We start from the raw sequence: 5,751 nt of genomic DNA, 5'->3' as shown, positions 1-5,751 counted from the left end.
GGGAAGTCCCTGTGGGCAATGACCTTGAAGGCCCCGAGGCCGCTCAGCCTCAACACAAGCCTCCTCCCGCTCTTTACTCTAACTTCCCTAATCTGTATCTTCCAACCGCTTTGCGGATAAACCAAGCTATAGTACTTATGGGGTTTCTTCTCTTTCGGGAATCTTGCAAGCCCATTGAAAAAGCGCTGCCTAGCCTTAATATCTATCCGCGACTTGTTGAACTACTTGCAAGTATAATTGTTGGTACTCCTCATCTTGTTTCCTCAAGTCGAGGGCTAGTTGCCTCAGCTCCGTGAGGGTTAATCCCCTACCATCCCTTTGATGGAAGTACTTGTCTGCCCATCGTAGGGTGTTGTAGACCTCACACGCCGCTTCCAACTGGGCCTTTAACGCCCTCAGCGTTCGTCGGTGTATGCTCTGAACCTAAACCCCACGATGGGCATCAGAAAAACGGGAACACCACTAATATAAAGTTATTTCCTCCTCCCCCTCATCCCCGCCGTAAATGGCGAGGCTTTCCCCCCATGTGTATAAGGATTTAACTTCATGATGGGGCTCGAAAAACCAATGGAGCTCTCATTTACGGCCTTTAGAAATGACGATGCTCATGGAAATATCGCAAGGCATCCTAAGGTGATGGATAATCGCTCAGCGACTTAGCGGAAATGAGATAACGATTTAATTTTATAGAAATTATATTGATTTTTCATCTATTGACGATGTGTCTGTGACAGCCATAATTCTGGGTCTCTGGATCTTAATTATATCCTCCACCCTTATCTCGAGGAGGGTAGATGGGTCTCCGCCTCCTGCATATACTTCCCCATTTATTGCAGCTAGTTCAGAGTCAATTATGGTATCTATTGGTATCCCAATGGGAGGGACGCCGCCGGCCTCGTAACCGGTCAATTCAGCGACTTCGCTCCTAGTGGCTAGCCTCACCCGCCTAACTCCAAGCAGTTTAGCTAACTTAGATTGATTCACTCTCCGGGACCCAAGCAGCACCACTGCATGCGGCTTTCCCTCATTATCTATGAATACAACGGTCTTCACTATTCTACTAATCTCCACGCCCAATGCGGTTGCCGCCTTCATTGATGTCGCGGCATCCCCTGCGGGGATTAATCGCGCCGCGATCCCATTTTCCCCAATTAATTTAGCCAAGTCACTGGGCCCCCTCACTCAAGTCCTCCCCGGGACAAGTATCCGCGGCGCCATATCACCACAATGGCTACCGCGGCCACTATGGCGATTATTACCGCGATTAGTATTATGGAGTAGGCGTTCGCGGTTATATTGGCCGGCGTAGCATTGATGTATATGTGCCCACTTGACCCAGTTATTATGTAGAGGCTCCCGCTTATTGAGTACTGGTAATCGCCGTCGGGCAGCGAAATGATGGCTGTCGGCCCAGTTTCGCTGAATGCTTGATCCAGGTACTGACCATTGAATTCGCCCCCCGTGACCGTGATGCTCCACTTCTGGGTGCCCAATAATCCAATGTGGTTAACGGTGATATATACATTATAATAGGCAGTGCTGTACGAGAAGCTCGCGTTCCCGGGCTTGCCGTTCACGATCGCTGTGGTCGATGATGGGGAGGGAAGCAGGGCATTGCTGTATGCCCCGTACTGGGCTTGGGACGCCGTCACGGTGTAGGACCCATCCGGCACATATATGGTGGTGGTGTTGGGTAACTTAATTGGGATATCGCGGGTCACCGAGTCCCGTTGAAGTACTTGCCGCTTATCGTTATTGTTGCGGAGGCACCGCTTAAGCCGTTCGCGCTTAGGGTTAATGGGTACTTGAGCAGCACATAATTGGCAGTCACATTAACGCCGCTTCCCCAAACGCTGAATCGCTCGCTCGCCGAAATGGGCGCCGCTACATTCAAGTAATTCCCCTCCACGGCATTGCCCAGCTTTATGCTATATCTGCCATTCGGTAGCTTCAGGTTGAGGGGCCCCGTTGCGGATTGATTGATATACACGGTGGNGCCATTTATAGTGCTCCCCATTATGGTGACTGGGTAAGTTAATGTGGATGAATTAATACCTATGGTGACTGGGTAAAGCTGCAGCGCGTACTTCACTATATTAATTGGACCGGCCCTGCCGGCCGCATTGCTTGATGTGTAGCCGAATGGGATGGTGGCGTTATATAGATAGTTTCCCTGCGGCGCATATATTATTATTGATTGACCGGCCCTAAGCACAGTGGCGAGGCCCACTGGGTTCCCCGTTAACGTTGCTCCAGCGAAGATGAGTCCCCAAGTGAAATTCCCCCCCAGCCCCTCCTCCCTGAATATCATAGACTCGGTCGGTATGAAGATTCCGCCGGCCCCGCTCAGCGTCACTGTGCCCGTGACTACGGGGATGGTGAAGTTGGGGAAAGTCACGTAGTACCCATATTCCCCAATGGGTAGGTAAAGCAACACTGAGGAATTGCTTGTGGTAATTGACTCCCCATTTGATAAGTGAATGCTCCACTTGAATCCAGTGACTGGGCCTATGGAGACGGTTAATGGATATGTGGGTATGGTTATGGTCACCGTGGAGTAATGAATCACGAAGTCACCTATGCTTATGGGGTAAGTCGTGTTGGAGGGTAGGTAAAGGTATGCATTATAGATGCCGTTGGGTAGGTATATGGTGGCGTTGGGCCCATGGAACCAAGTCGGGGGAGCGCCGTTGAGGCTCAGCCCCCACGTGGAGTTGCTTCCCGTAACTATGGTGACGGGGTAATTACCAGTGGTGCTGGGCAAGTATCGAATNACATCTANGGAGCCTCCCGGCGGGGTCGATGATAGGGAGAGGTATATGCGTTGGGTGTATGGGTTCACGGCAACCGANACNGGGTGGTTCTGGACAGGTATCTGGACCGCCGTGTCGTAACCCATGGANAGGAACACGGCATACAGGGATTGACCGCTAACTATGTACAAAATGTTATGAACGGGATCCAGCGCAATGCTTGATCCCCCTATCGGTATTGTGCCGACCACGTTAAAGCCATTAACCACATAAGTGGCTCCACCCGTCAATACATATACTGCCCCCGTCCTATTATTGATGACGGCCTCAATGGGGGGAGCCGGGAGGTGCAGCACATACAATACTTGGCGAGAGGTGGCATTTATCATGGTTACCGTGCTCGCGCCCTGGGATAATACATACACCACGTTAGTGATGGGGTTAATCGCTATTGATGTTGGGGACCAATCTATGGATGGGGATGAACCCATTATGAACAATTCATAACTAGTTCCGCTTATTATGGCCAACTTATTGCTTGTGGTAGCGGCAACATACGCTGTGCCGGTCAATGGGTTTACGGCAACCGAGACGGGCGTCCAGGGCAGGGGAATAATTGTAGTTGATCCGCTGGGGTAAATCACGGCCACCTCATTCTGTTGGGGGCACGTCACGTAAAGAACATTGGTGGCGGTATTAACCGCTATATCGGATGGAGATTGGCAAATAGTGACATTGGCAACGGACTTCCCGCTCAAGCTTACTTGGTAATACCCCTGAGGATTAAGCGCATATAGGTACCCCGTGTATGGATTGATCGCCAATACGTTGACCCCTGGATATGAGTAAAGCGATTCATTGAACAGTACCGCATAGGTCACATTGAATTGGGCCGCATGGATCGCCGCTCCAACCGCCAAAAGCGATAAAACGAAGAGCAAGTANCGCATGCATCCTGGATATAACAATAATATTTAAGCATTACAGAAATGGAGGTTAAGGAGGCGGAAAGCCTCGCCTTTTGCGTGGATGGATAACGCATACGGATTAACAATTACCATCAAAGGAACCGCAACTCAACATTTAGGGATCAATTAAACAACCCGACTCCCTCCCCATCCATAAGGGCGGGGTAGTTTACGAAAGAGTTTTATATAAGGGAATGAAATAATTTCGTATGAGTGATGAAGTTATATGTCCAAAATGTGGACATGTTAATAAAAAAGGGAGGTTTAAACTTAAACTCGAAAAGTGTGAGCTGTGCGGTTTCCCACTCAAATTAACGGACAGGTTTCCCACACCGGAAACAGTGCTCTATCAAGTTCCTCTGGGATTTTTTAGGTTCGCTTTCGGGCCTGTCCTGGTAACTGATCAGAGGTTCATCTTTTATCTCACCCATTATCCTAAAAGTTTGGCAGATATGTCTGCTGAACCTGGTATAGTAGATAGAGAAACTACTCCTTTTGGACGGGTAGGAAGGCGCCTTGTTTTGAGCGAGATTACAAATTCTAAACAGCTAGAACTATCTCCGCGTGGAGGGTTTAGGTTGAAGAAGGACGCAATAGTAGTTAACAGGCCGCTTACGGACATAGCGCAGGGATATATCAGATATACAGAAAATAAACTATTGGCTGGGACTTATAATAACGTAAGGTCGGAGTTTTTCCTTGGTGCCGAAAAAGTTGAGGTAGTAGAGTACGGGATGTGGACTGATAAGAAGAAGGAAGGACCATGGTTTCATCACAGCGGTATATCAGTAAAAGTGAAGAGAGGATTAATTCGTGCCGACCTTCCAAGCATCGTCTTTTATTTACTTGATGGAGAACAAACCCTTGAAATGGTGAAGCAGCATCCTGCCTTTTCTGGCTTAGATATAGAGTATAAANCTTTACAGCAATAATATGTGTTATTTTCAATTTTACTCTATTAAACGTTAACAGAACCCCAAATTATAAGGGACATTCAGAAGTTCAAGGTCATCACACTCTTTAACGTCGTAGAAGACATTTGATAAATGTGTTAATCCATATATCGCAGAATCTACAAAAGAATTGAAATCTATTAGTGATGAGAAGATAATATGTCGAGTTGAGGACCAAGCAGAACCTTGGGAACATTTTAAAAAATCCTTAATGGCTTAAGCTTGATGCACCTGTGCATATACATGCGGCTTCAAGCGACTTCGATCCAGGAAATGATGTTGGGTAATAAACATTGCCTGCGGCATCCATGCCAATCCACGGCCAGTTAGAAAGTACCGTGGTTACTGGGCAATCATCAAGCGCATAGCCAGCCTGAACATATGACTGAGCTGCATATGACCCTACGCCTTGAGTTTGGCCTGGCGCGTTTGACGTACATAGCGCAAACCCAGAACCTGGGTATGAGCTACCATCAACCATTATACTATTAACCTCCTGATAAGGCTCTATGAAGAACCAACCCGCTGCAGTGGTATTTGCGGCTAACGAGCCTCCTACGTACCATAAGGCCGAATACCATTCAAAATAAACCTGTATGCTTGAATCCGATGTGCCCGGTAATGGTACGTTGAACTTTTCGATTGTAAAGGTGCCGACCGGTACTAATGTGAGGTTCCCAGCCTTAGTTTCGGGGTATATTATCTTTACTGTTACTGAGGCTATCGGCCTTGAGACTACCGTGTATAACTTATAATCCTGTGCGTTATTAAATTCGTATACGTAGATCTCGTTGTCGTGGATAACGATTGAGGCGCGTTCGTACTTAAAGCCGCTAGGTAGCTTAAACGTGGCCAGGGTATTGTTGAACGGTTTAACGTTAACCACCGGGTATGGCGGTTGTTCCAATGTGACGAAGCCATTCAGGGCGCTCTTATACGTGTTATTTATCATTTCATACATAAGTGAGGGCGGTGTGGAACCATCGCTGAAATTGACGACGACCCCAAAACTTTGCACTGGCACGAGTGAGCCATAGACTTTCGCGGGCGACCATAGGCCTGATACCACGGCAAGCA

The 5,751-nt window shown here is 48.0% G+C and carries 5 protein-coding genes and 1 pseudogene; 2 read left to right on the top strand and 4 right to left on the bottom strand.

Translation table 11 applies throughout. From position 1 onward, the window contains the following. Positions 1-11: 11 nt before the first annotated feature. Complete coding sequence (locus AT710_09015) at positions 12-296, top strand: hypothetical protein (protein ID KUO90469.1); 285 nt, start codon at positions 12-14, stop codon at positions 294-296. A gap of 397 nt (positions 297-693) precedes the next feature. Here AT710_09015 and AT710_09010 read toward each other — a convergent pair whose 3' ends face one another. The 3 genes from AT710_09010 to AT710_09000 form a co-directional block, all read right to left on the bottom strand. Next, entirely contained in the window at positions 694-1,095 is a 402-nt protein-coding gene (locus AT710_09010) for a hypothetical protein (GenBank protein KUO90468.1), read from the bottom strand. An 83-nt stretch (positions 1,096-1,178) separates the two neighbouring features. Then, entirely contained in the window at positions 1,179-1,721 is a 543-nt protein-coding gene (locus AT710_09005; protein KUO90467.1) for a hypothetical protein, read from the bottom strand. Next, positions 1,718-3,703: a hypothetical protein gene (locus tag AT710_09000; protein KUO90466.1), complete on the bottom strand. Its 1,986-nt coding sequence runs from the start codon at positions 3,701-3,703 to the stop codon at positions 1,718-1,720. Before AT710_09000 ends, AT710_09005 begins: the two co-directional genes overlap by 4 nt. Positions 3,704-3,930: 227 nt before the next feature. Here AT710_09000 and AT710_08995 point away from each other — a divergent pair, with 227 nt between their 5' ends. Next, positions 3,931-4,653, top strand: a complete 723-nt coding sequence (locus tag AT710_08995) for a hypothetical protein (GenBank protein KUO90465.1) — start codon at positions 3,931-3,933, stop codon at positions 4,651-4,653. Positions 4,654-4,882: 229 nt separating this feature from the next. On the opposite strand, the pseudogene AT710_08990 reads toward AT710_08995, so the two are convergent. Further along, positions 4,883-5,751 (bottom strand): annotated as a pseudogene (locus AT710_08990).

Origin of the sequence: Thermocladium sp. ECH_B, from assembly GCA_001516585.1 — an archaeon.
Taxonomy (GTDB): domain Archaea; phylum Thermoproteota; class Thermoprotei; order Thermoproteales; family Thermocladiaceae; genus Thermocladium.
Note: the sequence above shows the minus strand (reverse complement) of the source record. Positions and strands in the feature narration are given on the sequence as shown.

Coding starts and splice junctions, on each gene's coding strand:
- AT710_09010 (KUO90468.1), bottom strand. CDS start 1,095: ATGAAGGCGGCAACCGCATTGGGCGTGGAGATTAGTAGAATAGTGAAG.